Annotated in this window: 22 protein-coding genes and 1 pseudogene; 18 read left to right on the top strand and 5 right to left on the bottom strand. The window is 39.8% G+C overall.

Going from position 1 to position 24,434, the window contains the following annotated elements:
• The first annotated feature begins 59 nt into the window (after positions 1-59).
• From OK344_RS03565 to OK344_RS03535, 7 genes and pseudogenes are all read left to right on the top strand, one after another.
• Positions 60-2,051 (top strand): KUP/HAK/KT family potassium transporter, encoded by a 1,992-nt coding sequence (locus OK344_RS03565; RefSeq protein ID WP_265143476.1) that lies wholly within the window; start codon positions 60-62, stop codon positions 2,049-2,051.
• An 88-nt stretch (positions 2,052-2,139) separates the two neighbouring features.
• Entirely contained in the window at positions 2,140-2,613 is a 474-nt protein-coding gene (locus tag OK344_RS03560) for a Fur family transcriptional regulator (protein ID WP_088469987.1), read from the top strand.
• A complete protein-coding gene (locus OK344_RS03555; protein ID WP_265143475.1) occupies positions 2,613-4,349 on the top strand; it encodes an OstA-like protein in 1,737 nt (578 codons plus the stop codon). The genes OK344_RS03560 and OK344_RS03555 overlap by 1 nt, the downstream gene beginning before the upstream one ends.
• A gap of 471 nt (positions 4,350-4,820) precedes the next feature.
• Positions 4,821-4,949, top strand: a pseudogene (locus tag OK344_RS03550) (aspartate aminotransferase family protein); the annotation flags it as partial.
• A gap of 120 nt (positions 4,950-5,069) precedes the next feature.
• On the top strand, positions 5,070-6,245 hold the full coding sequence (locus OK344_RS03545) for an aspartate aminotransferase family protein (protein WP_265143474.1): 1,176 nt from the start codon (positions 5,070-5,072) through the stop codon (positions 6,243-6,245).
• A 249-nt stretch (positions 6,246-6,494) separates the two neighbouring features.
• Positions 6,495-6,881: an START-like domain-containing protein gene (locus OK344_RS03540; protein WP_265143473.1), complete on the top strand. Its 387-nt coding sequence runs from the start codon at positions 6,495-6,497 to the stop codon at positions 6,879-6,881.
• A gap of 71 nt (positions 6,882-6,952) precedes the next feature.
• On the top strand, positions 6,953-7,759 hold the full coding sequence (locus tag OK344_RS03535; protein ID WP_265143472.1) for an aminotransferase class IV: 807 nt from the start codon (positions 6,953-6,955) through the stop codon (positions 7,757-7,759).
• A 148-nt stretch (positions 7,760-7,907) separates the two neighbouring features.
• On the opposite strand, the gene OK344_RS03530 is transcribed toward OK344_RS03535, so the two are convergent.
• On the bottom strand, positions 7,908-8,456 hold the full coding sequence (locus tag OK344_RS03530) for a YqgE/AlgH family protein (protein WP_265143471.1): 549 nt from the start codon (positions 8,454-8,456) through the stop codon (positions 7,908-7,910).
• A gap of 52 nt (positions 8,457-8,508) precedes the next feature.
• On the opposite strand from OK344_RS03530, the gene pdxH reads away from it, so the two are divergent.
• Complete coding sequence (pdxH, locus tag OK344_RS03525) at positions 8,509-9,153, top strand: pyridoxamine 5'-phosphate oxidase (RefSeq protein WP_265143470.1); 645 nt, start codon at positions 8,509-8,511, stop codon at positions 9,151-9,153.
• 69 nt (positions 9,154-9,222) lie between these two features.
• Here pdxH and OK344_RS03520 read toward each other — a convergent pair whose 3' ends face one another.
• Positions 9,223-9,513, bottom strand: a complete 291-nt coding sequence (locus OK344_RS03520; protein WP_088469993.1) for an HU family DNA-binding protein — start codon at positions 9,511-9,513, stop codon at positions 9,223-9,225.
• Positions 9,514-9,912: 399 nt separating this feature from the next.
• Here OK344_RS03520 and panD point away from each other — a divergent pair, with 399 nt between their 5' ends.
• The 3 genes from panD (at position 9,913) to OK344_RS03505 (ending at position 12,194) form a co-directional block, all read left to right on the top strand.
• Entirely contained in the window at positions 9,913-10,263 is a 351-nt protein-coding gene (gene panD / locus OK344_RS03515) for an aspartate 1-decarboxylase (protein ID WP_088469994.1), read from the top strand.
• A gap of 30 nt (positions 10,264-10,293) precedes the next feature.
• Positions 10,294-11,331, top strand: a complete 1,038-nt coding sequence (locus tag OK344_RS03510) for a lysylphosphatidylglycerol synthase transmembrane domain-containing protein (RefSeq protein WP_265143469.1) — start codon at positions 10,294-10,296, stop codon at positions 11,329-11,331.
• Between the two features lie 140 nt (positions 11,332-11,471).
• Positions 11,472-12,194, top strand: coding sequence for a hypothetical protein (locus OK344_RS03505; RefSeq protein WP_265143467.1), 723 nt, complete (start codon positions 11,472-11,474; stop codon positions 12,192-12,194).
• Positions 12,195-12,292: 98 nt separating this feature from the next.
• On the opposite strand, the gene OK344_RS03500 is transcribed toward OK344_RS03505, so the two are convergent.
• Positions 12,293-14,311 (bottom strand): M3 family metallopeptidase, encoded by a 2,019-nt coding sequence (locus OK344_RS03500; protein ID WP_265143466.1) that lies wholly within the window; start codon positions 14,309-14,311, stop codon positions 12,293-12,295.
• A gap of 130 nt (positions 14,312-14,441) precedes the next feature.
• On the opposite strand from OK344_RS03500, the gene OK344_RS03495 reads away from it, so the two are divergent.
• The 6 genes from OK344_RS03495 (at position 14,442) to OK344_RS03470 (ending at position 20,912) form a co-directional block, all read left to right on the top strand.
• The gene (locus OK344_RS03495; protein ID WP_265143465.1) at positions 14,442-14,960 is read left to right on the top strand and encodes an SRPBCC family protein; all 519 of its coding nucleotides are present in this window, start codon (positions 14,442-14,444) and stop codon (positions 14,958-14,960) included.
• A gap of 193 nt (positions 14,961-15,153) precedes the next feature.
• Positions 15,154-16,209 carry a DUF6263 family protein gene (locus OK344_RS03490; RefSeq protein ID WP_265143464.1) on the top strand — a complete coding sequence of 352 codons (1,056 nt, stop codon included), beginning with the start codon at positions 15,154-15,156 and terminating at the stop codon, positions 16,207-16,209.
• Between the two features lie 38 nt (positions 16,210-16,247).
• Positions 16,248-16,472: a hypothetical protein gene (locus tag OK344_RS03485; protein ID WP_265143463.1), complete on the top strand. Its 225-nt coding sequence runs from the start codon at positions 16,248-16,250 to the stop codon at positions 16,470-16,472.
• A gap of 56 nt (positions 16,473-16,528) precedes the next feature.
• Positions 16,529-19,093: a YfhO family protein gene (locus tag OK344_RS03480; RefSeq protein ID WP_265143462.1), complete on the top strand. Its 2,565-nt coding sequence runs from the start codon at positions 16,529-16,531 to the stop codon at positions 19,091-19,093.
• A 21-nt stretch (positions 19,094-19,114) separates the two neighbouring features.
• The gene (locus tag OK344_RS03475) at positions 19,115-19,495 is read left to right on the top strand and encodes a GxxExxY protein (RefSeq protein ID WP_265143461.1); all 381 of its coding nucleotides are present in this window, start codon (positions 19,115-19,117) and stop codon (positions 19,493-19,495) included.
• Between the two features lie 130 nt (positions 19,496-19,625).
• Positions 19,626-20,912: a glycosyltransferase family protein gene (locus tag OK344_RS03470; protein ID WP_265143460.1), complete on the top strand. Its 1,287-nt coding sequence runs from the start codon at positions 19,626-19,628 to the stop codon at positions 20,910-20,912.
• 76 nt (positions 20,913-20,988) lie between these two features.
• Here OK344_RS03470 and OK344_RS03465 read toward each other — a convergent pair whose 3' ends face one another.
• Positions 20,989-21,969: a PLP-dependent cysteine synthase family protein gene (locus OK344_RS03465; protein WP_265143459.1), complete on the bottom strand. Its 981-nt coding sequence runs from the start codon at positions 21,967-21,969 to the stop codon at positions 20,989-20,991.
• A 17-nt stretch (positions 21,970-21,986) separates the two neighbouring features.
• The gene (locus OK344_RS03460; RefSeq protein WP_265143458.1) at positions 21,987-23,216 is read right to left on the bottom strand and encodes an ABC transporter permease; all 1,230 of its coding nucleotides are present in this window, start codon (positions 23,214-23,216) and stop codon (positions 21,987-21,989) included.
• A gap of 4 nt (positions 23,217-23,220) precedes the next feature.
• Between OK344_RS03460 and OK344_RS03455 the strand changes: the two genes are divergently transcribed.
• Positions 23,221-24,417: an exo-beta-N-acetylmuramidase NamZ family protein gene (locus OK344_RS03455; RefSeq protein ID WP_265143457.1), complete on the top strand. Its 1,197-nt coding sequence runs from the start codon at positions 23,221-23,223 to the stop codon at positions 24,415-24,417.
• Positions 24,418-24,434 lie beyond the last annotated feature (17 nt).

The raw sequence follows: 24,434 nt of genomic DNA, 5'->3' as shown, positions 1-24,434 counted from the left end.
TAAAAAATAATTTCCGAATAGGTTTTTAATCTAAATTTGCGCATTAAATATTTATTAAAATGTCAGACGTAGTAATCGGTGGGCATCATTTCGATACGAAAAAACTTACCGCAATGGGGGTGCTGGTTTCCCTCGGAATTGTTTTCGGAGATATAGGAACTTCCCCTCTATACGTAATGAAGGCGATTGTGAACGCAAGAAAAGAGGGTGGTAACCTGCCGTTTGATGAATATATTGAAGGCGCGCTTTCCTGTATCATCTGGACACTCACGCTTCAAACCACTTTAAAATACGTAATCATTGCCCTGCGTGCGGACAACAAAGGCGAAGGTGGAATCCTTTCCCTTTATTCTCTTGTAAAAAGACTCAAGAAAAAATGGCTCTATCTTGTAGCGATTGTAGGGGGCGCAACGCTGGTTGCAGACAGTGTTATCACCCCATCGCTCACGGTAATGTCCGCTGTTGAAGGATTGCAGATTTTCAATCCCGAAACTCCCGTAGTAGCGATCACGCTGATTATTTTGGCCATTGTATTTTTTATTCAGCAGTTCGGAACCTCCTCCATAGGTAAATTTTTCGGGCCGGTGATGGTGGTTTGGTTTCTAACGCTCGGTGTTTTCGGCTCGCTGCATATCTTTGATCATGTTGAAATTTTAAAATCTTTCAGTCCTTACTATGCTTATAATTTAATCACCCATTCGCCCAGCGCGATTGTGATCATGGGTGCAGTTTTTCTTTGTACAACAGGCGCAGAAGCACTGTATTCGGATCTGGGACATTGCGGAAAACAGAATATCCGGGTCAGTTGGGTCTTCGTTAAAATAATGCTCATTTTAAATTATCTCGGACAGGGCGCCTGGCTTCTCGATAATCATCATTTGGTCGCACAGGGCATCAACCCAATGTTCGGAATAATGCCGGTGTGGGCAATTCTGCCGGGGGTTATTCTGGCAACAGCTGCAGCAATTATTGCGAGTCAATCGGTGATCACAGGATCTTTCACCATGTTTTCAGAAGCCATGTCGATCTCTTTCTGGCCTAATCAGCAAATCGATTATCCTTCAGGAATCAAAGGACAGATGTATATTCCACGAATCAACTGGGGTTTAATGGTGCTCTGTTTTATCGTTGTGATTTATTTTCAGCATTCAGAACTCATGGAAGCTGCCTATGGTTTAACCATCACCATCACCATGTTAATGACAACAACACTGCTCTTTTACTGGCTCAACAGAAGCAGGGTGAATAAGTTTTTTGCTTTCGGTTTTCTCGTACTGTATCTTTTTATAGAATTAGGATTTTTCTATGCTAACGTAATTAAATTCTTTGATGGCGGGTGGCTTACCATCGTTTTGGGCGGTTTTATCGCCGTTTGCATGTATGCATGGTACAATGGAAGACTCATCAAAGCCAAATTTATCAAATTTGTGAAACTGGATCAGTATGTACCGATTATTAAAGACCTGAAACTGGATGAAACCATCCCCAAATACGCCACCAATCTTGCATTTTTGAGCCGCGCCAAAAAAGATGATGAAATAGAGTCTAAAATTATCTACTCCATTCTTAGGAAACAGCCGAAAAGAGCCGATCATTATTTTATTCTGAATATTGTAAATCAGGAAGATCCGTTTACTTTTAAATATACCATCGACGAAATTATGCCTGGAACCATTTACCGGATCAATTTTCTGCTCGGATTTAAAATTGACCGACGTATTAACGATTATTTCGATCAGGTTTTAGCAGACATGATGGAAGAAGGAAGCATCCCGTCCAGAAGTAGCCATCCATCGCTGCGTGCCTATAATATCCCGCCGGATCTTAAGTATATCATCATCGATAATACCTATATCAATGATACATTACTTACGGTAAAGGAAAAAATGACGCTCAATATTTACAATTTTGTAAAATACATCGGCAGCGACGATTTCAAGGCGTGGGGTGTTTCCGCGCATAATGTGGTGGTAGAATCTGCGCCGCTTCTTGACCAGAAAGTGGTGACAAAGAAACTGCAGCAGGTGGAATTCAAACACTATAATTCTTAAAATTAAAGATTTCCGCAGGATTTATTCCCGTAAAACCCGCCGCTTTCATTTAGAATGAAATCGCTAAATTTGTAGATAATTTTTTTTGATGGACCCGAAACAGAAAGATCTTAATATAACCACAATAAAAGAAGTCCTAAGACAGTATCTTCTTGAAAAAGGTTTCCGAAATACCCCGGAACGCTACACCATTTTAGAGGAAATTTACTCCATGGAGCATCATTTTAATGTAGATGACCTCTATCTTCTGATGATGCAGAAGAAATACCATGTCTCCAAAGCAACCATTTACAATACCATCGAAATTTTTCTGGATGCAGGCCTCATCCGAAAACACCAGTTTGGCGAGAAAACCCTCACGTCATCTTCTTACGAAAAATCTTATTTCGATAAACAGCACGATCATCTGGTGATTTATAAAAAAGATTCCGATAAAGAAATAGAAGAGATTATCGAGTTCTGCGACCCTAGAATTCAGGGGATTAAAGAAGCAATTGAAAACGCATTTGGTGTAAATATTGATTCTCATTCGCTCTATTTTTACGGTACCAAAAAAAATTAATGAAAAACCTTTTCGTTTTATTTCTTTTGATCTGTGTTCAGTTTTCTGCACAGATTGTCACCAGACCTCAGGACCCTTTGGTGAAAGATCCATATTTCGGGACCGCTCAAAATGCAACTCCCGGAGATAAAGTTCGCCTTATTCACTCCGATTTTTTTCAGAAAAATCCCCAAAGATATAACGGCAATCCTTATTTTTCAGGCAATGTGCAGTTTGAGCATCAGGGCTCGCTGCTCACTGCAGATGAAGTGATTTTTTATGAGGAACAGAATTTCATCAAAGCTACCGGAAACGTAAAGCTTCAAAATGCTGACGGATCTGTAATTACCGCAGGAGAAATGGAGTACGACGGAAATTCGCAGAAAGGAATCGCCAGAAAGAATGTTGTCCTTACAGACCCAAGACAAACGATCAAAACAGAGACTTTGTACTACGACAGGATTTCGAACAAAGCGTATTTCAATACCGGCGGAACCATTTCGGATGCAACCAATGTGATGTACACTAAGTCTGCAACTTACGATCTGGCTACCAAAATGATTGATTTTACAGGAAATGTAAAGATCAACAATCCGGATTATACCGTTGAAGGAACCAACATCAAACAAAATCAGGTGACCAACACAGCAGATTTTTTCGGTCCCACGACGATTACCAACAAAAACAATCCATCAAACTTCATTTATACTGAAAAAGGTTCCTATAACATGAATTCAAAGGAAGTTTATCTGAAGAAAAACTCCAGGATTCATTATAATGGCAAAGTGCTTACCGGCGACGATATGTATTTTAACCAAATCACAGGATTCGGAACAGCCAAAGGAAACGTAACACTTCGCGATCCGGCCGAAAACCGTTATATGAAAGGCGGTTACGGCGAGATCTACGAAAAAAAGGATTCGGCGATGATGACCGAGAGGCCTTATGCCGTGAAAATTCTGGAAAAAGATTCCATGTACTTTTCTGCGCAGCGGATCCTGGCTTACCAAAAGCTGGACGCAAACGATCCTTTGAAGAAAAAAAGCTTCCTCAGGGCTTACCGGAAAGCCAGAATGTACAAGTCAAACATTCAGGTTAGAGCAGATTCCCTAAGTTTTAATGAAACCGACGGCATCATGCATCTTTTCGGAAAACCGATTGCGTGGAGTGGTGAAAAGCAGGTTACTGGCGATAAAATTGAAGCCTATTTCGACACCGAAAACGAGTACATCGATTCTTTGAAAGTGGTAGGCAATGCGTTCGCCATCAGCAAAGCAGATTCATTAAACTTGAAGGATGAATTCAACCAGATTAAAGGCAAGCTGATGACCGTTTATTACAAGGAAAACCAAATAAGTCTGGCCAAAGTCATCGGTAATGCACAGGCCATTACCTATGCCGATGATACGAACGAAAAAACCAAAGAAACCGAAAGGATAGGAGTTGCGCTTTCTACCTGTGGCACAATAGAAGCGGAGTTTGAGGAAAACAAAGTGCAGATTATTTCCTGCAATGTCGGAGCTAATACCGATGTCTATCCGATGAGTAAAATTGCGAGGGAAAAACGGTTTTTCCCGGACTTTAACTGGAATACCAAAGACCGTCTCCGCAAATGGCAGGACATTTTCCTTGATACACCAGAGTATGAAGAAATAAAGTACGAACCAGCCGATACCCTCTATAACCAGGCCCAGAAAGCCATCGATGATGCTAAGGCAAAAGAGGAAGCCAAGAAACCTAAACGCGTAAGGAAATAGTTTTTATTTGGGCGCTTTTATCCGTCCTCCGTTCCCGCTTTTTTGTTCGTCGTTCCTCCTCACAAAAAGAGCTCCACTCAGGCCGGGGCGCATATTGCGGGCGAAGATAAGCGTGAAATAGTTTGCATCGTTCTGAAGGAAAGCGATGAGTGTTGAAAAATTTATATGAATAGGAGGCGTTCCGTAGTAACGCGATGCGTGTAGAAATGAAATACATTACCTCGCTTCGTTCCGTAGGAACGAGATGTGTGTAGAAAATTTACCAGAATAGGAGGTGTTCCGTAGGAACGCGATGCGTGTAGAAATGAAATACATTACCTCGCTTCGTTCCGTAGGAACGAGATGTGTGTAGAAAATTTACCAGAATAGGAGGTGTTCCGTAGGAACGCGATGTGTGTAGAGATGAAATAACATAACAGCGGTGCGTTCCGTAGGAACGCTATGTTTTTTAAAATATAAAATCGATACAATATGAAATCAGATTTCTTTAAATATCAGGCACAAACCACACAATTCGCAGAAGGATTTGAGGTGGAAAAAGCCGAAGGAAGTTACATTTACGGCAAAGACGGTAGGAAATACCTCGATTTTGTAGCCGGAGAAAATTTCCCAGAATAGGAGGCGTTCCGTAGGAACGCGATGTGTGTAGAGATGAAATAACATAACAGCGGTGCGTTCCGTAGGAACGCTATGTTTTTTAAAATATAAAACCGATACAATATGCAATCAGATTTCTTTAAATATCAGGCACAAACCACACAATTCGCAGCAGGATTTGAAGTGGAAAAAGCCGAAGGAAGTTACATTTACGGTAAAGACGGCAGAAAATACCTCGATTTTGTCGCAGGAGTTTCCGCCAATACTTTAGGACATTCTCACCCAAAAATCGTAGAAGCCATTAAAGCGCAGGCAGAAAAATACCTGCACGTGATGGTTTACGGCGAATATGCCCAGGAAATGCCTGTAAAACTTTGCCAGCTGCTTGCAGAAGCCACTCCCAATCCTTTGGAAGTTACTTATCTCGTCAATTCAGGTGCCGAAGCCATCGACGGCAGCCTGAAACTTGCGAAAAGATACACCGGAAGAGAAGAAATCGTCTCTTTCAAAAACTCGTATCACGGAAATACCCACGGCGCTTTGTCGGTTTCGGGAAACGAATATCATAAGCGTGAATTCCGTCCGCTGCTTCCGATGGTGACTTTCATCGGATTTAATGACGAAAAAGACCTGGAAAGAATAACCGAGAAAACAGCCTGCGTGATTATGGAAACCATTCAGGGAGCGGCAGGATTTCTGGTTCCGGAGAATGATTATCTGAAAAAACTCAAAGCCCGTTGCGAAGAAGTGGGCGCTTTGCTAATTCTGGATGAAATTCAGCCAGGATTCGGAAGAACCGGAAAACTTTTCGCTTTCGAACATTACGGGATCGTTCCCGATATTCTGGTAATGGGCAAAGGAATGGGCGGCGGCGTTCCTGTTGGCGCTTTTATGAGTTCCAGAGAAATCATGGAAACTTTATCGCATTCGCCAAAACTTGGGCATATCACCACATTTGGCGGTAATCCACTCATTGCGGCATCAAGCTATGCCACGCTGAAAGAAGTTCTGAACAGCGGACTGATGAATGAAGTGGACGAAAAAGAAAAACTCTTCCGTGAATTATTGGTTCATCCTAAAATTAAAAATATCAACGGCCGCGGATTAATGCTCGCCGTAAATCTTGGTTCTGCGGAATATACTTTGAATGTTGCAAAACGCTGCATGGAAAAAGGTTTGGTCGTTTTCTGGCAGCTTTACCGAAACGAATATCTACGCATTTCGCCGCCGCTTACCCTATCGCTGGAGGAAATAAAGGAAGGCTGCGAAATTATTCTTCAGGTTCTTGATGAAGAATGAAAATCCCCGAAATAGAAACGCTCTGAAATTTCAGCCTCGATTGAACGGTTTTGTATGAGCTCTTTTCTACCTTGTTGTGCATTAAAGCCGTCGTAACAAGGTAGAAAAAGCGAGTAGTGAAAGCGGGAATTCCGATGGAAGAAAATCAGGCATTTCGGGCTCATGATATTTCGCATATTCGACTAAATATTTTGCATACTTAAGAAATTAATTTATATATTGCGGCACAATAAAAAAATAGGGAACGATATGGCGAAAACGAAAGTGCAATACGAATTTCCAATGCACTGTCAGTCGGAGATTTTATATGAATATTTGGCAAGTGCAGAGGGGCTTTCCGAGTGGTTTGCTGATGAGGTTGTGGAAAAAGGCGACGACTTTTTCTTCAGCTGGAACAGTGGACCGGCAGAAAAAGCCACGCTTATCCGCTACAAACCTGAAAGTTTTGTGCGTTTTCGTTGGGAAGAAGACGAAGGAACCAAAAATTTCTTCGAAATGAGTATTGTAATTGATGATATTACGGAAGATCTTTCGCTTAATATCACAGATTTTTGTGATCCGGGAGACGAGGACGAAAACCAGCTCTACTGGGAAAATCTCCTCGAAAATCTAAAAATAAAATTGGGCGCATCTTAATTTTTTTGAACCGATAAACTTGATGGACGAATTTTCGTTCATTATTTTTTTAATAAAAATCTACCCTTATTTTGTTAGAAACTGTCTTTAGTTCCGATAATTTTCAGCCTCAAAACCGTGCATTTCTTTACGGTGATGCAGTAAAGGTTTCCTTTTTTGTGCGAAGCTCGAAGCTGATCATGGCCGAAGAATGTTATTTTTTCCTCATGGCTTCTATGCGTAAAATGCGCATGAATATCCCGCTTACTTATACCCTGGAGTTCTTCCAGAACCTTTTTAAAGAAAATGTTATCGATAAAGGGGCAAGCGAGGCAATAATAATGCTCTTGATGTACCGCAACCGAACCGAACAGTCGCTCGGGAAAGCCGAAGTTTCCTTCTATTTCGAAGTTAAAAAAGTCGAAGATGTGTTGGCGTTGCAGGGCGGAATAGAACTGGATCTGATTAAAGAGATTAATGTAAACACCAATCTTCTGAGCAACATCCGGGTTCACTGCCCTGAAAATATTTATGCTGAGATTTACGCAAAGGAAAACGATCTGGATGAGGTTATCCTGCTGAATCCCAACAAACGGATCGCTAGAAGCATTTCCGGGAATTTGCTTTTCCTGAATGAGAACATCATCCGCATCCCAAAACAGACCGAAGGTGCCTATATTTCACCTTTAATGGAGAATTTTGTAACCTTTGTACACAAACACCGTTTGGCAGAGATTCAGGAATCGGAAATGATCGCGTTTGAATCTCAGAAGGCAGAGGAAATTTTAATGATTTCCGATGAAAAAGGAATTTGCAGCGTCTCAAAAATCAGAAACAAAACTTTCGGAAACATGAGATTTGCCGAAATAATCAGCAAGTGGAAAAGCGATTTCGCCTGAAATTGACAAACCCGATAAACAACCTTGAAAGAAAGTCATTGACCGGGTTTTAGTTTTTATGTTAAAGCAATAACGTAATAAAAATACGGAAATTATTTGGGTCTGCGCTAAAGTTTTGTTAAAGTTTTTTGTTGAAAGACAAGCCGGCTTAATTCATTGAAACATCCTCCGGAGCATTGGCCCAGATCAGAAATTCGCCACCTAGGTTCTGCATGATGTTTTTCCATAAACTTTCGTCGTTAGGCAGCGTATAGTCTAAATTGTAAACTTCTACCACTGTCCACATTTTACGCCTTACCTCACTTTCCAGCTGTTGTGACGCCCAACCGGAATAACCGGAGAATACTTTGATTTCATTTACAGAAATTTCATCTTCAACAATTCCGGTAACGATATTTTCGATGTCTTCGGTCAGGTAAAATTCATCACTGATTTCCGAAAAATTCTCAGTCACCTTTTTTCCTCTGCAGATGAAGAAAATTTTGTCATTTTCTACTGGTCCGCCTTCGTAAACATCTACTGCAAAACCAAAAATCGTATGCAGACGTTCACTCATATTTTTATTTTTTTTGTTGAGAATTAATCCAAAAGCGCCCTCATCATTATGATCTACAATAAGAACAACCGAGCGCGAAAAGATATCGCCGGAAATATCCGGAGTGGAAATTAATATTTTACCTTTGTACGAGTAATTCATCTGAAATTGGTGGTTCTACAAAAACCTCTTATCAAATGTAATAAAAAATTTAATGGAAAATCTTCACGACAAAAGAAAAGTTTACGAAAAATCTCAACTTCTTGAAAATCAAATTAAAGGAAATCCTATGGAGCAGTTCCGAGACTGGTACCTTGAGGCACAGGAGCATCCGGATGTTTCTGAGGCCAATGCGATGTCGGTTTCTACGGTAGAAAATGACGGCTGCCCACGCACCAGAATGGTGTTGCTGAAATCGTATACGTGGGAAGGTTTTGTGTTTTATACCAATTACGAAAGCAGAAAAGGCAGAGCGATAGAGCAGCGTCACCAGGCCTGTCTTCACTTCTTCTGGCCGCATCTGGAAAGACAGATTATTATCAAAGCAAATCTGCAAAGGCTGGCGGAGAATTTAAGCGACGGTTACTTCCAATCCCGCCCGAAAGGCAGTCAGTTAGGTGCTGTGGTTTCGCCGCAGAGCCAGATTATTCCCGACCGTAATTTTCTGGAAGAGAAACTGAAAAATCTGGAGAGGGCGTATGAAGATAAGGAAGTTCCGCGCCCGGCAAACTGGGGAGGTTATCTCGCTAAACCTTACGAGATCGAATTTTGGCAGGGTAGGCCAAATCGTCTTCACGACAGGATAATTTACGAACTTCAGGAAGATTTCGATTGGAAGATCAGTCGCCTTGCTCCCTGAACATTTATTGGCTATGCACCAAAAAACCCCACCGAAAGATGGGGTTTAATTTTACTGTGAGCTAAGTAATTATTTTTTCTTAGCGCCCATTACAGCTCCTGCTAAATCTGCACCAGCTTTAAATTTAGCAACTTTTTTAGCAGCAATTTTAATTGGTTTTTTGGTCGCAGGGTTAATACCTTGTCTTGCAGCTCTTTCAGCTACAGAGAACGTACCGAAACCAACTAAAGAAACTTTACCGTCTTTTTTCTTCAAAGTAGAAGTTACGTTAGAAATGAAAGATTCTAAAGCAGCTTTTGCAGCAACTTTTGTAATGTTCGCATCTTTTGCGATTGCGTCGATTAATTCAGACTTGTTCATAATAATATTATTAAGGTTAGTTTTATTGTTAAAGCAAATATAAAACAATTTTCAAATTGTGCAAATTTTTTATATATAATTAATCAAAACTTGAGAAAAGAGTATAATTTAACATAAACTTATAAATCAGGATTTTTTCAATTAATAAGCATTTGCAGCCTATAAAATCATGCCAAAACCTTTATAATCCTACGTTTTCTGATTTAAGATTTTTATTATTCATAATTATGAATTATTGAATTTGCAGTGGATTTTTTGGTGCAACCGATGCTCTATAAGTGTTAAATTATTGATAGTGATGATATTCCCAGGCTTCTGAAGTGGGTTTTACGTAGAGAATATTAGAATTAAAAGATTAAAATTCTCACTCGTTTTGATTAAAATAATTAAATTTGCGCCATGTTAATTGAAGTATTTAAATCTAAAATCCACAGAGTCCGGGTTACCGAATCAGACCTTAATTATATCGGCAGCATCACGATTGACGAAGACCTCCTGGAGGCCTCCGGAATTGTGGTGGGGGAAAGGGTGTATATCGTAAATGTAAACAATGGTGAACGTTTCGATACCTATGCCATAAAAGGAAAAAGAAAATCCGGCGAAATATGCCTCAATGGTCCGGCAGCTAGGCGCGTACAGAAAGATGATATCATCATTATTATTTCTTATGCACAAATGACGCCAGAAGAAGCGCAGACTTTCCAGCCCAAGATTATTTTCCCTGATGAAAAGACCAATCTCCTTACTTAATTTCTGAATCCGCACTTAAATTTCCCCCCTTTGGAAGAAAATAAAAAACCAAATCCTCTAAAGACACTCATTACAGTTTCTGTTTCTCTTGCCATTGCAGGGCTTTTCATGTGGTTCGCACTGAAAGGAATGGAATTCAAAAAAATTGCAGGTTACTTTGCAAAAGCCAATTACTTCTGGGTTTTCGCCGCGGCATTCTTCGGGCTTCTGGCTTATTGGTTTAGGGCGGTCCGTTGGAATCTGCTTTTGGAACCAATGGGTTATAAAATTTCGAATTCCAATGCGTTGTGGACGATTTCTTTCGGATATTTGATGAACCTTACCATTCCCAGAAGCGGAGAGCTGGCCCGTTCTACCGCCCTTTTCGGAGTTGAAAAAGTTCCTGTAGACAAATCTTTCGGCACCATTATTCTCGAACGGGTAGTGGATCTTGTATGTATGGGAGGATTCCTTCTTCTGACCCTGATTTTTAAATATGATGCAATTCTTTCCTTTTACCGGTATGTCACTCAGGTAAAGGGAAAAACTCCAGAACCACAATCTAACAATAAATTATTTCTTCTATTGGGAGCAGCGGTTGTTTTGGCGATTTTGTTTTTTGCTTTAAAACAAAGACTTGAAAAATTTTTGCTGTATCAGAAAATTTTAAACTTCGCTACCGGAATTATTCACGGTTTGATGTCGATTTTTAAAATGCGGCAGAAAGGGAAATTCATTCTTTTATCGCTTGCCATCTGGATTTCTTACTACCTGGCAGCATATCTCGTGTGTTTTGCGCTTCCGGAAACTTCGGATTTTACTTTTGCAGATGGCTTTTTTATCATTGTTGTAGGGACTTTAGGAATGATGGTTCCGGCATCCGGCGGAATCGGTGCTTTTCACTTCGCGTTGAAACTGGGGATTATGGCACTCTTTCTTTCAATGGGTAAAAACCCAGAAGAAGGTGGCGAAGTAGGGCTGTCTTATGCATTTATCTCCCACACCATGCAGCTCGTCATCATGATTGTGATGGGGGTTATATCGATTCCGGTACTTGCAAAGGAACGTGGTCGTTTGCTTTCAAAATAGAATTTCTTTTTCTTGTGTGCTGCGTGCGTAGTTAATCATAATTGATTTTTATTGATTATTTAATAAAAAATTAGCCTTTTAGGTGTCGATAGGAATGGTATTTGATGTGTTTTTTATTGATTAACATAAAATACACAAGTATGAACAAATTACTATGCCCTATTTTAATGTTGTGTGTATCATCAATTATTTACGCACAGTCAGGTAATGTTGGAATCAATACAACAAATCCGCAGGCAACTTTAGATGTGAATGGTAATCTAAAGGTTAGAACAGTTGAAACAGTTACTTCGCCATCCAATGACCAAGCCGTATTGTTAATAGACAAATCTGCATCCGGAGATTTTGTTTTAAAGGAAATTGCGGTAAGTAATTTGCTGGGTTCCACCGGTGCAGGTTCTTCTGCGTATTCTGCGCACCGCAATGGCAGCTGGTCATTGCTTAATATTAACCTTGGTGACAGCACTTATCCTATCAGTCTTTCTGGAAATGATACCAGGATTGGCGATTCGGCATTGTTTACCGATGGAGTGTATACTGCTCCTATATCCGGAATATACGATGTGAATTTTGAAGTTCAGTTAAGTGGGGTTGATCTTACCGTTCTTTCCGGTAAAAGTTTAGTTTTATATAAAAATACCGCCGTTTGGCAAACTAAACCGTTCAATGGCGTGAGGGTAGAAGTGGGTCTTTTTCCGGTTGCTACAATACCTGTAACGTCCACGAGCCTCCATTCTCTTGTTCAGTTAGATGCTGGTGATACACTTACGTTCGCCCTCAACACAGGCGGTGTTCTTCCGGTAAATTTAGGCGTTTTGCCTGTTTCCTACACTTCTTTAAAACTTTTTAAAGTGGCAGATTAATGAACTAATCAGCGTTAATCAAAAAACTTTAAGATGCTTCTGCAAAGACCAAAAAACACGTGAAATTTTCACGTGTTTTTTTACAAATCTATTTGTTCTTATGATCCAAAAGCCCTTTTCAGTAAACTCTCTACTTTGGGCTCGCTACCTCTGAAGTTCTTATAAAGTTCCATCGGATCTTTTGTGCCTCCTGAGGATAGCAAGACTTTATACTTTGCGGCGATTTCCGGATTGAAAATTCCGTTTTCTTTGAAATATTGAAAAGCATCCGCATCCAAGACTTCGGCCCATTTATAGGAATAGTAACCCGCAGAATATCCGCCCTGGAAAATATGCGAAAAGCTTGTGCTCATTGCCGTTTCCGGATTTGATGGATAAAGATTAGTGGCCTTTGTTTCTTCGGTTTCAAAGGTTTTGATGTCGCCAACCTTGTCGGCATTGCTGTGGTAAGCCATATCCAGAAGCCCGAAACCAAGCTGCCTTAAAGTCTGGTAACCTTCCATAAAATTTTTGGAATCCGAAATTTTCTGGATTTTCTCATCCGGCAAAACTTCACCGGTTTTATAATGTTTGGCGAAAGTTCTGAGGAATTCCGGTTCATAACAGAAATTCTCCAGAAACTGCGACGGAAGTTCTACAAAATCCCATTTTACCGAAGTTCCTGAAAGGTTTGGATACGTGGTATCTGCCAGGACCCCATGCAGCGCGTGACCAAATTCGTGGAAAAGCGTGGTTACTTCCTGAAAAGTGAGCAGGCTTGGCGTGTCTGAAGTGGGTTTCGAGAAATTGCAGACTACAGAAATATGCGGTCTTGAATTTTCTCCGTTTTTCCGGAACTGATTTTTAAAACTAGTCATCCACGCGCCGGCACGTTTCCCTTTTCTTGGGAAATAATCCACATATAGAAGTGCTTTAAATACGCCGTCTTCAAAAATTTCGTACGTTTTTACTTCTTCGTGGTATTTCTGGATCTCGGTGGATTCCACAAAATCAAGTCCGAAAAGTTTTTTAGCCAAACCGAAAACGGCTTCCTGAACTTTTTCGAGCTGGAAATAAGGTTTCAGTTCCTCGTCGTCGATATCAAATTTCTGCTTGCGGAGTTTTTCTGCATAGAAAGTATGGTCGTAACTCTGCATTTCTTCAATTCCGTCTGCTTTTGCAAGTGTTTTAAGTTCTTCGATTTCTTTTTCTGCGTAAGGTCTGGCTTTCTCCAGAAGTTCATTTAAAAAAGAAGTTACCTGATCCGGAGATTTGGCCATTCTTTCTTCCAGAACGTATTCCGCATAGTTTTTATAGCCCAGTAACTGCGCTTTTTCCTGCTTGAGGGTGATAATCTCTTTAATGAGATTCTGGTTATCAAACTCATTATTGCTGAATGATTTTTTTCCGTTTGCCAATGCCAGTTCTTTTCTCAGTTCGCGGTTTTCCGCATACGTCATAAAGGGAATATAACTCGGGTACTGCAGCGTCACCACAAAACCTTCAAGATTGCGCTCTTTCGCATCTTCCCGGTATTGCTGAAGAATCGCTTCCGGAATTCCGGCCAGGTCTTTTTCGTCGGTGATATGTTTGAAATAATTATTGGTTTCAGCCAGTACATTCTGCCCAAACAGAAGCGATTTTTTAGAAAGCTCGATGCTGATTTCCTTAAATTTTTCTTTATCGGTTTCATTCAGCAGAGCGCCGCTTCTCACAAAACCTTTGTAAGTTTCGCTTAGAAGCATCTGTTGTTCTTCGTTCAGTTGATATTTTTGCTGTTCTTCGTAAACTTTTTTAATCTTGCTGAAGAGTTTTTCGTTTTGCGAGATTTTTGCTGAAAATTCTGTTAAAAGTGGCGAAACTTCCTGCGCGATTTTCTGTATTTCGTCATTAGTTTCAGCTGAATTCAGATTAAAGAAGATGCTGGAAACCACATCAAGTTTTTCGCCCGAGTAGGCCAACGCTTCGATAACATTTTCAAAACTTGGTTCTTCGTTGTTTTCAACAATATCATCGATTTCTTTCTCAGAAATTTTAATCAGCTCCTGAAAAGCGGGCAGAAAATGCTCTTCCTTTATTTCGTTGAAAGGTGCTGAACGGTGTTTGGTATTGAAATTTTCTAATAATGGATTTTGCATAGTGTAAGATTTGTGAACGGAAACTTAAAGTAAGGTAAAAGCAATGTCAAAGTAATGTCATACGAAGGTGTAAATTTACTGAAATTTATATTTTATATTTGTTTAAACATTAAAACTAAAATAAACCGTCATGAAAACTTTTTTAAAAATCCTGGTGGGCGTGGTTGCTGCACTTATCGTTGTCATGCTGCTGATGGGTAAGAAATACCATTTCGAAACTTCTGCCGTCATCAATGCACCGGCCGATAAAGTATGGCAAAACATGAGTTCGATGAAGGCTTTCAACCAATGGAATCCGTTTATGGACCTGGACCCGAATGTAAAAGTGACTTACTCCGGAAATTCCGGTGAAGTTGGCGACCAGTATTGCTGGGAAGGTAATGATGATGCGGGAAAAGGCTGCCACATCGTTACCGCTTTGGTCCCGAATCAGAAACAGTCGACGAAAATGATTTTCGAAATACCTTTTGAAAGCGAAGCGACCTCAGATTTGGTTTTGAGTCCGGAAGGAAATTCCACAAAAGTCACTTGGTCAATGGATTGTGAACTCGATTACCCGATGAACCTGATGAAGCTTTTTATGGACTCACAGATGGAGAAATCCTACGGTTCGGGTCTGAAGAAACTTAAATTAATCTCAGAAGAATAATTCGGGCTGAAAACTTGGAAGTCGGGCATTAGTCCGACTTTTTTCTTCCGGCACATTCTGGTGATTCATAAGCTGCAGGTAATTCAGAAAAATATGAGGAAGGATTGAAATCATCAAAAATAATTACCTTAAATTTGCCTTCAGTACGTGAAAAACTGTTTTTCCGGAATTCAAAACCTTATAATATTATTTAATGAAGAAAATTACAGCCCTCGCGCTTCTTTCTATAGCCCTTGTTTCCTGTAAAAAAGAAACCAAAACCATTACCAAAGTCGATCCCGAAACCGGTAAAACTGTTACGGTTGAAGTTCCTGTAGAGGACTCAGCAAAGATTGAAAAAACGGCAGCAGCAGCTGCGGCAATTAAAGATTCTATGGGACTTTATACCCAGTCTTTTAAGCTGGAAGTTGGCAAAACCTATCCGCTGAAAACCTATCAGAAAGATGTACAGACCATGACCGCGCCGGATGGTAAAACCCAAAGTGGAACCAGCGAAAGTACCGATGAAATGTCATTTACTGTAAATAAGTTCGAAAACGGAATTTACGATATCACCATCAACCTAATCGGTAAAAGAAATGCCCAGTCGGCAAACGGAAAAACCGTGGCTGTTGATACCAAACTTGCGGAACCGGCAGATGAACAGCTGAAAATGATGTGGAAAGTGAATAAAGCCCTTGTTGGGAACAAACTTAGTATGAAGATGGGTGAAGACGGTAAAGTGATTTCGATTACAGGTTTCGATCCGGTTTATAGTAAAATTGCTGCTTCGGCAGGAGCTGCGATTAAAGATGCTAAGCAGAAAACGGCTTTTGTAAACAGTTTTAAAGAAAGTTTTAACGAAAAAGTCCTGAAAGAACAGTTTACCAAAAACCTGCTTTTGCTTCCGGCAAAAGGCGTAAAAATCGGCGACAAATGGTCCCAAAGTGAAAATGCAACACCCGACGGGAAAATTAAACTCACCACCACCTACATGCTGAAAAGCGTGGGCGATGGCGTAGCCGTAATTGCCGTAGGAGGCGGAATTCCAAAAAAATCCGATAAGAAAACCCAGGAAGGAATTACCCGAAGCATGAGTTCTGAACTTTCTCAGAACGGAATCATTACACTTGACCAGAATACCGGCTGGATAAAAAACCAAACAATTTCTGTGAAAACGACGCAGTCTGAAACACTTTCCGACGGCAAACAGTCGCAAACCATGAAAAGCGTTTCTAATTCGACGGTAGAGGTAAATCCGGCGAAGTAATCGGCGGCAAATTGTTCATTTCTTAATCGCGATAAACAATGAAGTATATTTTAGAGTTAATTCTCGCAACCATCATCATCTTTTTCCTTTGGAATATTTTAAAAAGAATGTTTTTCAGCAATTTTTATAAATTCCCAAGACCAGAAAACAGAAACGAAACACAGTCCCGGAAAACCAAGAAAAATTTGGATTCCAAAATTAACTGGGATGCAGAAACGGTTGATTACGAAGAAGTAAAAGAAAATAAATACAAAGAAAAATAAACGCAGCCCTTTTGAAATTAGTAGTTTTGAAAGGGTTTTTATTGATGATATTCACTATGGCAAAAAACAGAAAACTCATATTCATCGCAGGAAGCATTATTGTTTTTATCATCCTGGCTTTGGTTTATGCAAACCCTGTTCTCACGGGCAAACAGCTTTTTCAACACGATATTGTGCAGTACAAAGGCGGCGCCAAGGAACTATTGGATTACCGCGCCCAAAACGGGGAAGAAACCTATTGGAGCGACTCCATGTTCGGTGGGATGCCCACGTACCAGATGGGAGCACAGTTCCGGGGCGATATCATTAAAAAAGTTGATGATTTACTTAACTTTCTGCCCAAACCCGCCAATTATATTTTCCTGCTTTTCTCAGGGTTTTTCCTCCTTGGAATGGTTGCTGTAAGAAACTGGAAGTACGCATTTTTAGGAGCAACTTTTTTCGGACTTTCAACTTATTTTTACATTGCACTTGCAGCTGGACATAACGGAAAAATACATACCGTAGCGTATTTTGCGCCGCTGCTTGCAGGGATTCTTCTGGTTTACATCCGTAAAAAATACATTATCGGTTTCATTGTAACCGCTTTGTTTATGGGGCTTCAGATTGCTGCAAATCACCCGCAGATGACCTACTACCTTTTTATTGCGCTTGGATTTCTGTTTATTTCAGAACTCGTGCGGGCAATTCAGGGGAAAACCGAATGGAAGCATTTCGGAATCGCTTCCGGGATTTTAGCGTTCGCTTTTTTGCTTGGTGTTGGAATGAACTCTCAGCGGTTAATGGCTAATTCCGAATACGTCACCGAAACTGTTCGTGGGAAGCAGATTTTAGACAACGATATACACGCTTCCGGAAAATCGGGAATGGATAAGGAAAGCATGCTGATGTGGAGCTATGGAAAACTGGAAACACTAAATCTTTTTATTCCAAGATTAATGGGCGGTTCTAGCACAGAAGAAGGTTCCGACAGAATGATGAACCGTGTTCAGGAGTTGGTTCAGGAAAACGTGTCTTCGCAGGAAGAAATGGACCGTATTTCAAGGGGTTTCGGTTCGCTGACTTATTGGGGCGAACAACCCGGAACTTCCGGACCTGCGTATCAGGGCGCGGTAGTTGTTTTTCTTGCGATACTGGGCTTTTTCTTTGCCTGGAAAAAATACAGATACTGGATTTTAGGCGCTTCAATTCTCACGATTTTTCTGGCTTGGGGAAGCAATTTTATGATCGTGTCGGATCTCTTTATTGATTTCGTTCCTTTTTATAATAAATTCAGGGCGCCAAGTTCAATTCTGGTCGTGGTAGAACTGCTGTTTCCTTTAATTGCCATGGTCGGTCTTTACAGATTTTTCAATTCTAATGAAAAGACGGAAACTAATTCTGAAAATATTCTGACAGAAGATTACAAAAAGAAAATCCTCACGTATGTAAGTGCTGGAACTTTGGGAATTACAGTTTTGCTTTTAATTTTTGGTAAATCAGTTTTAGGTTTCTATACAGATAATGAAAAAGCATATCTGCCGCCATTCCTGCTCGATTTTTTAGTAGATGAACGTTCGAAAATGTTCACGATTGATGCAATAAAAGCTATTGTTTATGTCGGTATCACTGCTACCGTTTTATATTTAGGAATTAAGAGGAAAATCAGTCAGAATTTAGCCATTCTCATTATTGGTTTGGTGAGTCTTTTTGATTTGTGGAGTGTTAACAAAAGGTATTTGAATAACGAAAACTTCATCGATAAAACCTTTACTGAAAATCCTTTTCAGACTGAAAATTCAGAACTGCTGATGCAGAAAGTTGGCGAAAACCGAAACCTACAAACTCTTCTTGCTAACGCAAACGTAAACAAAACTCTTGAACTTATCGCTGAAAAAGACAAAACCCATTACAGAATTTACAATCAGGTTTTAGGAACATTCAGCGAGACCAATACTTCTTATTTTAAATCCTCTGTGGGTGGCTATCATGCCGTGAAACTTCGCCGTTATGATGATTTAATCAACGAATATTTCAGCCGTACCGATACCGTTCGGGTACCGAGAATTCTCAATATGCTTAACACAAAATACATGATTTTCGGTGATGCTGAGAATCCTGAAGCAGTGGTGAATCCCCAGGCAAACGGCAATGCATGGTTTGTTTCTGAACTGAAATTTGTAAATTCTCCTAACGAAGAAATCAAGCAGATCGGTGAAGTTGATACCAAGAAAATTGCGGTGATTTCGAATGAAGATAGAAAATATTTTGACGGGAAACCAATACAGCCAGATGCTGCAGCGGTTCTGAATCTTACAAAATATCAGCCCAATAAACTGGAATTCAAAACACAATCAAGAACACCGCAGTTAGCTGTTTTCTCTGAAATCTACTATCCAAAAGGCTGGAAAATGTTGATTGATGATCAGGAAGTTCCTTATATCAAAGCGAATTATTTACTCAGAGCGGTTCATGTTCCGGCCGGAAATCATACCGTAAAAATGATCTTCGAACCTGCGGTTATTCAAACCGGAAAAGTAATTTCAATGATCACATTCGGACTTTTCTTAACCCTGAGTTTAGCTGGAATATATATGCTTTACCGCAAAAGAGGCAAAAGGAAATTGCACAGTTCTCAGTAATACAAAGATTAAAAAAGTTTTATGATTACCCAGAAGTACATTACAGACCTTACTTACAGAATCAACGGCGCCTGTATTGAAGTTCATAAAATTTTGGGTTCGGGATTGGCTGAAATTGTATATCACAAAGCTTTAGAAAAAGAGTTTCAATTAAGAAATATTCAGTTTAAATCTGAGTTTGTAATTCCGGTAATTTATAAGGAAGAAAACTTGAATTGTGATTTTAAATGTGACTTTTTAATTGAAGATTTAATTGAAGATTTAATTGTGTTAGAAATTAAATCCGTAACGCAAATTTTAGATATTCATAAATCTCAAGTTTTAAATTATATGAATTTATTAGAAGTCCCAAAAGGAATTTTGGTTAATTTTAATGTTAAGAATTTGTACCACCTTGGTTAGGAAACTTTCGTTAATAAATATTTTGATCAGCTGGACTAATTATTAATTCATTACAAAAAACATTAGATTTTGCTGTCTTTTGAACAGCTGAATCGCATTAAAACTTTTGCCTCTTTTGCGGTAATATATAATGAATAACAAAAAAATTTTAATCATCACTTATTACTGGCCACCTGCAGGTGGGCCCGGCGTTCAGCGGTGGTTGAAATTTGTGAAATATTTACCCGATTTCGGCTGGAATCCCGCCGTTTTTATCCCCGAAAATCCAAGTTATCCTATTGTTGATGAAACTTTGCAGAATGAAGTTTCAAAGGATTTAAAAATCATCAGAACAAAAATTTGGGAACCCTATCAGATTGCCGAACTTTTTGGTAAAGACAATAAAAAATTCAAAGCCGGCCAGTTCGATGTTGGTAAAAACCAAACCTGGAAATCCAGACTTTCGATTTGGGTCCGAGGAAACTTCTTTATTCCCGATGCCCGCATATTTTGGGTAAAGCCTTCAGCAAAATTCCTGAAGAAATATCTTAAAGAGAATCATTTTGATGCGGTTGTAACCACTGGCCCGCCACATTCTATGCACTTAATCGGCCTGGAACTGAAGAAAGAATTTCCCAACCTGAAATGGATTGCAGATTTCCGTGATCCCTGGACCGAAATTTCCTATTACAAACATTTAAAACTCACAAGATCTTCAGACAAAAAGCACCGCGACCTTGAGCAGCAGGTTTTCAAAACTGCGGATATTACTTTAGCCACAAGTTATACCGATGCTGAAAATTTCAGACAAAAAGGTGCGAATGCAGTTTGTATTACGAACGGATTTGACAGAGAAGCAAAAATTGAGGCAAAAATTGAGGCAAAAAATTTTACAATAAGTTACATCGGCGTTCTTGAACAGCTCCGGAATCCCGAAATTTTATGGAAAGTTTTAAATGATATCATTGCTGAAAATCCTGATTTTGAAAACGATTTCCAACTGAAATTTGTAGGAAGAGTAGATGATAAAATTTTATCTGAAATCGAAAATTCTGCACTGAAAAACTCACTCAGTAATTTGGGTTATCTTTCTCATTCCAAAGCAAATGCGGAAATGCAGGATTCGGATTTGCTTCTGATTACCAATTTCCCGGATGACAGTTCGAAAGGAATTATCCCCGGAAAGATTTTTGAGTATTTAGCCACCGGAAAACCAATTCTCTCTTTTGGTCCGCAAGACAGCGATGTAAAGAGAATTCTTTCTGAAACCCACGCCGGTAAACATTTTTCGTATCAGGATGCAGCTTCTTTAAAAGAATTTATTTTGAACCAATACCAAAACTGGAAATCGGGAAGCAGTTCATCGCACATAAAAAACATCGAAAAATTTTCACGAAAAAATCTTACCGAAAAGCTGAGCCAAATTTTAGAAAATTAATCATACGAAAAATAACAATTGATCACAAAAAAAGAGCAAAACACTGTTTGCTCTTTTTTGCACTTGTGCTGTAATTTTATAACCAGCCCATTTCCTGCATCCAATCGTCATTGTAGATTTTGCCTACGTAACGCGACCCGTGGTCGTGTAACAGCACTACGATTACATCATCTTTCGTGAACTGATCTTTCATCTGAACCAATGCAGCAATGGCACTTCCTGCAGAATATCCGCAGAAAATACCTTCTTCTTTTGCCAGTTTTCTCGCATAGATTGCACCGTCTTTATCGGTTACTTTCTCGAAATGATCAATCACGGTCATGTCGTAGTTTTCGGGGATAATATCTTCGCCAATTCCTTCTGTAACGTAAGTATAAGCGTGGTCGTAATGAATTTCTCCGGTTTCGTGAAACTCTTTTAAAATAGAACCGTACGTGTCCACACCGATGACTTTGATGTCCGCATTTTTCTCTTTAAAGAACGTTCCGCAACCCGTAACAGTTCCGCCGGTTCCGGCTCCTGCAACAAAATGCGTGAGTTTTCCTTCGGTCTGTTCCCAGATTTCCGGAGCGGTTTGTTCGTAATGCGCCTGGCGGTTCGATAAATTATCATATTGGTTTACATACCATCCGTTTTCGGTTTCCGTAGCCAGTCTTTTGGAAACGGAATAATAGGAGCGGGGATCCGTTGGTTTTACGTCAGTAGGACAAACAATTACTTCAGCTCCCACGGCTCTCAGGATATCACATTTTTCTTTAGACTGTTTCGAATTGGTAACGAAGATGCATTTATAACCTTTTACGATGGCTGCGAGGGCAAGCCCCATTCCTGTGTTTCCGGAGGTTCCTTCGATGATGGTTCCGCCCGGTTTTAGCCTTCCGTCTTTTTCAGCATCTTCAATCATTTTTACCGCCATTCGGTCTTTCACCGAGTTTCCGGGGTTAAATGTTTCAACTTTCGCCAAAACCAATGCCGGAAAATCTTCGCCCAAAACTTTGTTCAGTTTTACAAGCGGCGTATTTCCGATGGTTTCGAGAATGTTTTTTGAATATTTCATATATGTTTAAATTATAATTAACTGTATTTAAGGGATTTTACCGGCGAAATTTTGCTGATAAGGTAACTCGGTAAAATAAGCGAAATTGCTGATACTAGAAGAATTCCTACCGATATTGCCAGAATATGAAGGATATTGAGATCCACGGGAACTGTGCTGAGATAATAATTTTCAGGATTCAGTTTGATGACTCCGAAATATTTCTGAATCAGTAAGAAACCGATTCCCACTAGGTTTCCGATGACCAGTCCAGGAATCATAATCATCAGTGTGTAATTGATGAAAATAGTCTGGATTTGTGCGTTGGTGGCGCCCAGTGTTTTCAGCATTCCGATGGAGTTTGTTCTTTCAATAATCAGAATTAAAAGCACCATTACAATATTGATGATGACTACTACCAACATAATGATGATGATCAGCGCGATGTTGGTATCAAAAATCGCAATGAAATCCATGATCTGCGGGTATTCGTCTGTGGCTTTTACAATATAATTTTTATAGCCTACAAGTTTGTCGATTTTCGGAGCATCTTCGTCGATGTAATTGATGTTTTTCAGAAAAACATCGATACCGCCAACTTCATTCTTTTCCATTCCCTGAATTTTGCGGGCATGGTTGATTCCGCCGATGATAAAGAGGTCATCAATCATCTTGATATCGGTTTTGTAAATCCCGACTACTTCAAATTTGCGGTAAAGCGGACTCTGGTTTTCCTTTGAAAAAACAGCAACAATACTGTCTTTTACCTTAAGATGCAGGTCATTGGCGATTTTCTGTGAGATACATACACCGCTATTGAAGCCTTTTTCTGTAATGTCTGGAGTTGTACCGGCAATAATAAATTTCCTGAACCTTTCGGCATCGAAATCTTTACCGACGCCTTTGAAAATAATTCCCGCAAAATTATGTTCGTTACGCAAAATGCCGCTTACAGAAACATATTTCTGGGTGCTCGCCACATCTTCAAGTTGTTTTATTTTATCGATCTGAAGCCCTTCAGTGCTCAGTATCGAAGAGTTATAAGAATTGTTGGATTGCTTGGACTTTATCGAAATATGTCCGGAGAAATCGGCCATTCTTTCTTTTATGGCTGTTTTGGAACCAATGCCGGTAGACACCGTGATCAGCGAAACGATAACTCCCAATGCTACGGAAAGCCTGCCGATAAACACAATAATCCGTGAGAGATTATTTTTGTTATCTTTGGAAAAAGCAATTTTTTTAGAAAAATATAATGGAAATTTCAAGCCGATGAGTTTAAGCGCCAAAATTAAAGATTTACTTCTGATTGTGCTAATTTATTTTGGTTTCTGCCAGATGAATTTTGCGCAGAATACCGATCAAAACTGTTTTAAAACTGGTGCCGACCGGCCGGAACTTTACCTGCCGCTCCTTCAGAATAAAACGGTGGCAATCGTTACGAACCAGACAGGATTGTTGAAAGACCGCACCTTTTTGGTCGATTTTTTAGTGAAAAACGGCATCAGAATCAAAACGATTTTTGCACCTGAACATGGGTTCCGCGGAGATGCAGATGCTGGTGAACATGTGAAAAACGGAGTGGATACAAAAACTGGAATCCCAATAATTTCTTTGTATGGCGACAATAAAAAACCAAAACCGGAGCAGCTGAAAGGAATCAATATTGTTCTTTTTGATATTCAGGATGTGGGCGTAAGATTTTACACCTATATCTCAACTTTAACATATGTTATGGAGGCAGGCGCCGAAAATGGAGTAGAAGTAATCGTACTTGACCGACCCAATCCGCACGATGGTTATATCGACGGTCCAGTTCTGAAAGACCAATGGAAAAGTTTTGTAGGTATGCATAATGTCCCGGTTGTATATGGACTTACGATCGGTGAATATGGAAAAATGGTAAACGGTGAAAAATGGCTAAAAAATGGTGTTCAGGCAAAATATACTTTAATTCCGATGCTGAATTATCATAAAAAGCAGCGCTACGGAGTTCTGGACAAACCCTCACCAAATCTGCCGAATGACAAGGCAATAAACCTGTATCCAAGTTTATGTTTCTTCGAAGGAACACAGGTTTCCGTAGGTCGCGGAACCGGTTTGCCGTTTCAGATTTACGGAAGTCCCTGGACCAAAAACTTGCCTTATCAGTTTATGCCACGCCCTAATTTTGGCGCTAAAGATCCTTTCCTGAACGGTAAATTATGCTTTGGTGAAAACCTTTCCGATTATCCTGAAGATTTGCACGCACTGAATATTGACTGGCTTTTGAAAGCTTACAGTAATTACAAAAATCCTGCGCAGGATTTCTTCCTGAAAAACCTTTTCTTCGATAAATTGGCCGGAACCGACGAACTTCGAAAGCAAATCGTTGCCGGGAAATCTGCCGTAGAAATCAAAGATTCATGGAAAAAAGGACTCGAAGATTTTCGGAAAATCAGAACGAAATATGTGATGTATGAAGATTAAATAGCAGGAATAGAAGA

Origin of the sequence: Kaistella yananensis, from assembly GCF_026107505.2 — a bacterium.
Lineage (GTDB): Bacteria > Bacteroidota > Bacteroidia > Flavobacteriales > Weeksellaceae > Kaistella > Kaistella yananensis.
Note: the sequence above shows the minus strand (reverse complement) of the source record. Positions and strands in the feature narration are given on the sequence as shown.

What these genes read in the sequence shown, in the direction of transcription:
- OK344_RS03565 (WP_265143476.1), top strand. Translation starts at nt 60, where the DNA reads ATGTCAGACGTAGTAATCGGTGGGCATCATTTCGATACGAAAAAACTT.
- OK344_RS03560 (WP_088469987.1), top strand. Translation starts at nt 2,140, where the DNA reads ATGGACCCGAAACAGAAAGATCTTAATATAACCACAATAAAAGAAGTC.
- OK344_RS03555 (WP_265143475.1), top strand. Translation starts at nt 2,613, where the DNA reads ATGAAAAACCTTTTCGTTTTATTTCTTTTGATCTGTGTTCAGTTTTCT.
- OK344_RS03545 (WP_265143474.1), top strand. Translation starts at nt 5,070, where the DNA reads ATGCAATCAGATTTCTTTAAATATCAGGCACAAACCACACAATTCGCA.
- OK344_RS03540 (WP_265143473.1), top strand. Translation starts at nt 6,495, where the DNA reads ATGGCGAAAACGAAAGTGCAATACGAATTTCCAATGCACTGTCAGTCG.
- OK344_RS03530 (WP_265143471.1), bottom strand. Translation starts at nt 8,456, where the DNA reads ATGAATTACTCGTACAAAGGTAAAATATTAATTTCCACTCCGGATATT.
- pdxH (WP_265143470.1), top strand. Translation starts at nt 8,509, where the DNA reads ATGGAAAATCTTCACGACAAAAGAAAAGTTTACGAAAAATCTCAACTT.
- OK344_RS03520 (WP_088469993.1), bottom strand. Translation starts at nt 9,513, where the DNA reads ATGAACAAGTCTGAATTAATCGACGCAATCGCAAAAGATGCGAACATT.
- panD (WP_088469994.1), top strand. Translation starts at nt 9,913, where the DNA reads ATGTTAATTGAAGTATTTAAATCTAAAATCCACAGAGTCCGGGTTACC.
- OK344_RS03505 (WP_265143467.1), top strand. Translation starts at nt 11,472, where the DNA reads ATGAACAAATTACTATGCCCTATTTTAATGTTGTGTGTATCATCAATT.
- OK344_RS03500 (WP_265143466.1), bottom strand. Translation starts at nt 14,311, where the DNA reads ATGCAAAATCCATTATTAGAAAATTTCAATACCAAACACCGTTCAGCA.
- OK344_RS03495 (WP_265143465.1), top strand. Translation starts at nt 14,442, where the DNA reads ATGAAAACTTTTTTAAAAATCCTGGTGGGCGTGGTTGCTGCACTTATC.
- OK344_RS03490 (WP_265143464.1), top strand. Translation starts at nt 15,154, where the DNA reads ATGAAGAAAATTACAGCCCTCGCGCTTCTTTCTATAGCCCTTGTTTCC.
- OK344_RS03485 (WP_265143463.1), top strand. Translation starts at nt 16,248, where the DNA reads ATGAAGTATATTTTAGAGTTAATTCTCGCAACCATCATCATCTTTTTC.
- OK344_RS03480 (WP_265143462.1), top strand. Translation starts at nt 16,529, where the DNA reads ATGGCAAAAAACAGAAAACTCATATTCATCGCAGGAAGCATTATTGTT.
- OK344_RS03475 (WP_265143461.1), top strand. Translation starts at nt 19,115, where the DNA reads ATGATTACCCAGAAGTACATTACAGACCTTACTTACAGAATCAACGGC.
- OK344_RS03470 (WP_265143460.1), top strand. Translation starts at nt 19,626, where the DNA reads ATGAATAACAAAAAAATTTTAATCATCACTTATTACTGGCCACCTGCA.
- OK344_RS03465 (WP_265143459.1), bottom strand. Translation starts at nt 21,969, where the DNA reads ATGAAATATTCAAAAAACATTCTCGAAACCATCGGAAATACGCCGCTT.
- OK344_RS03455 (WP_265143457.1), top strand. Translation starts at nt 23,221, where the DNA reads ATGAGTTTAAGCGCCAAAATTAAAGATTTACTTCTGATTGTGCTAATT.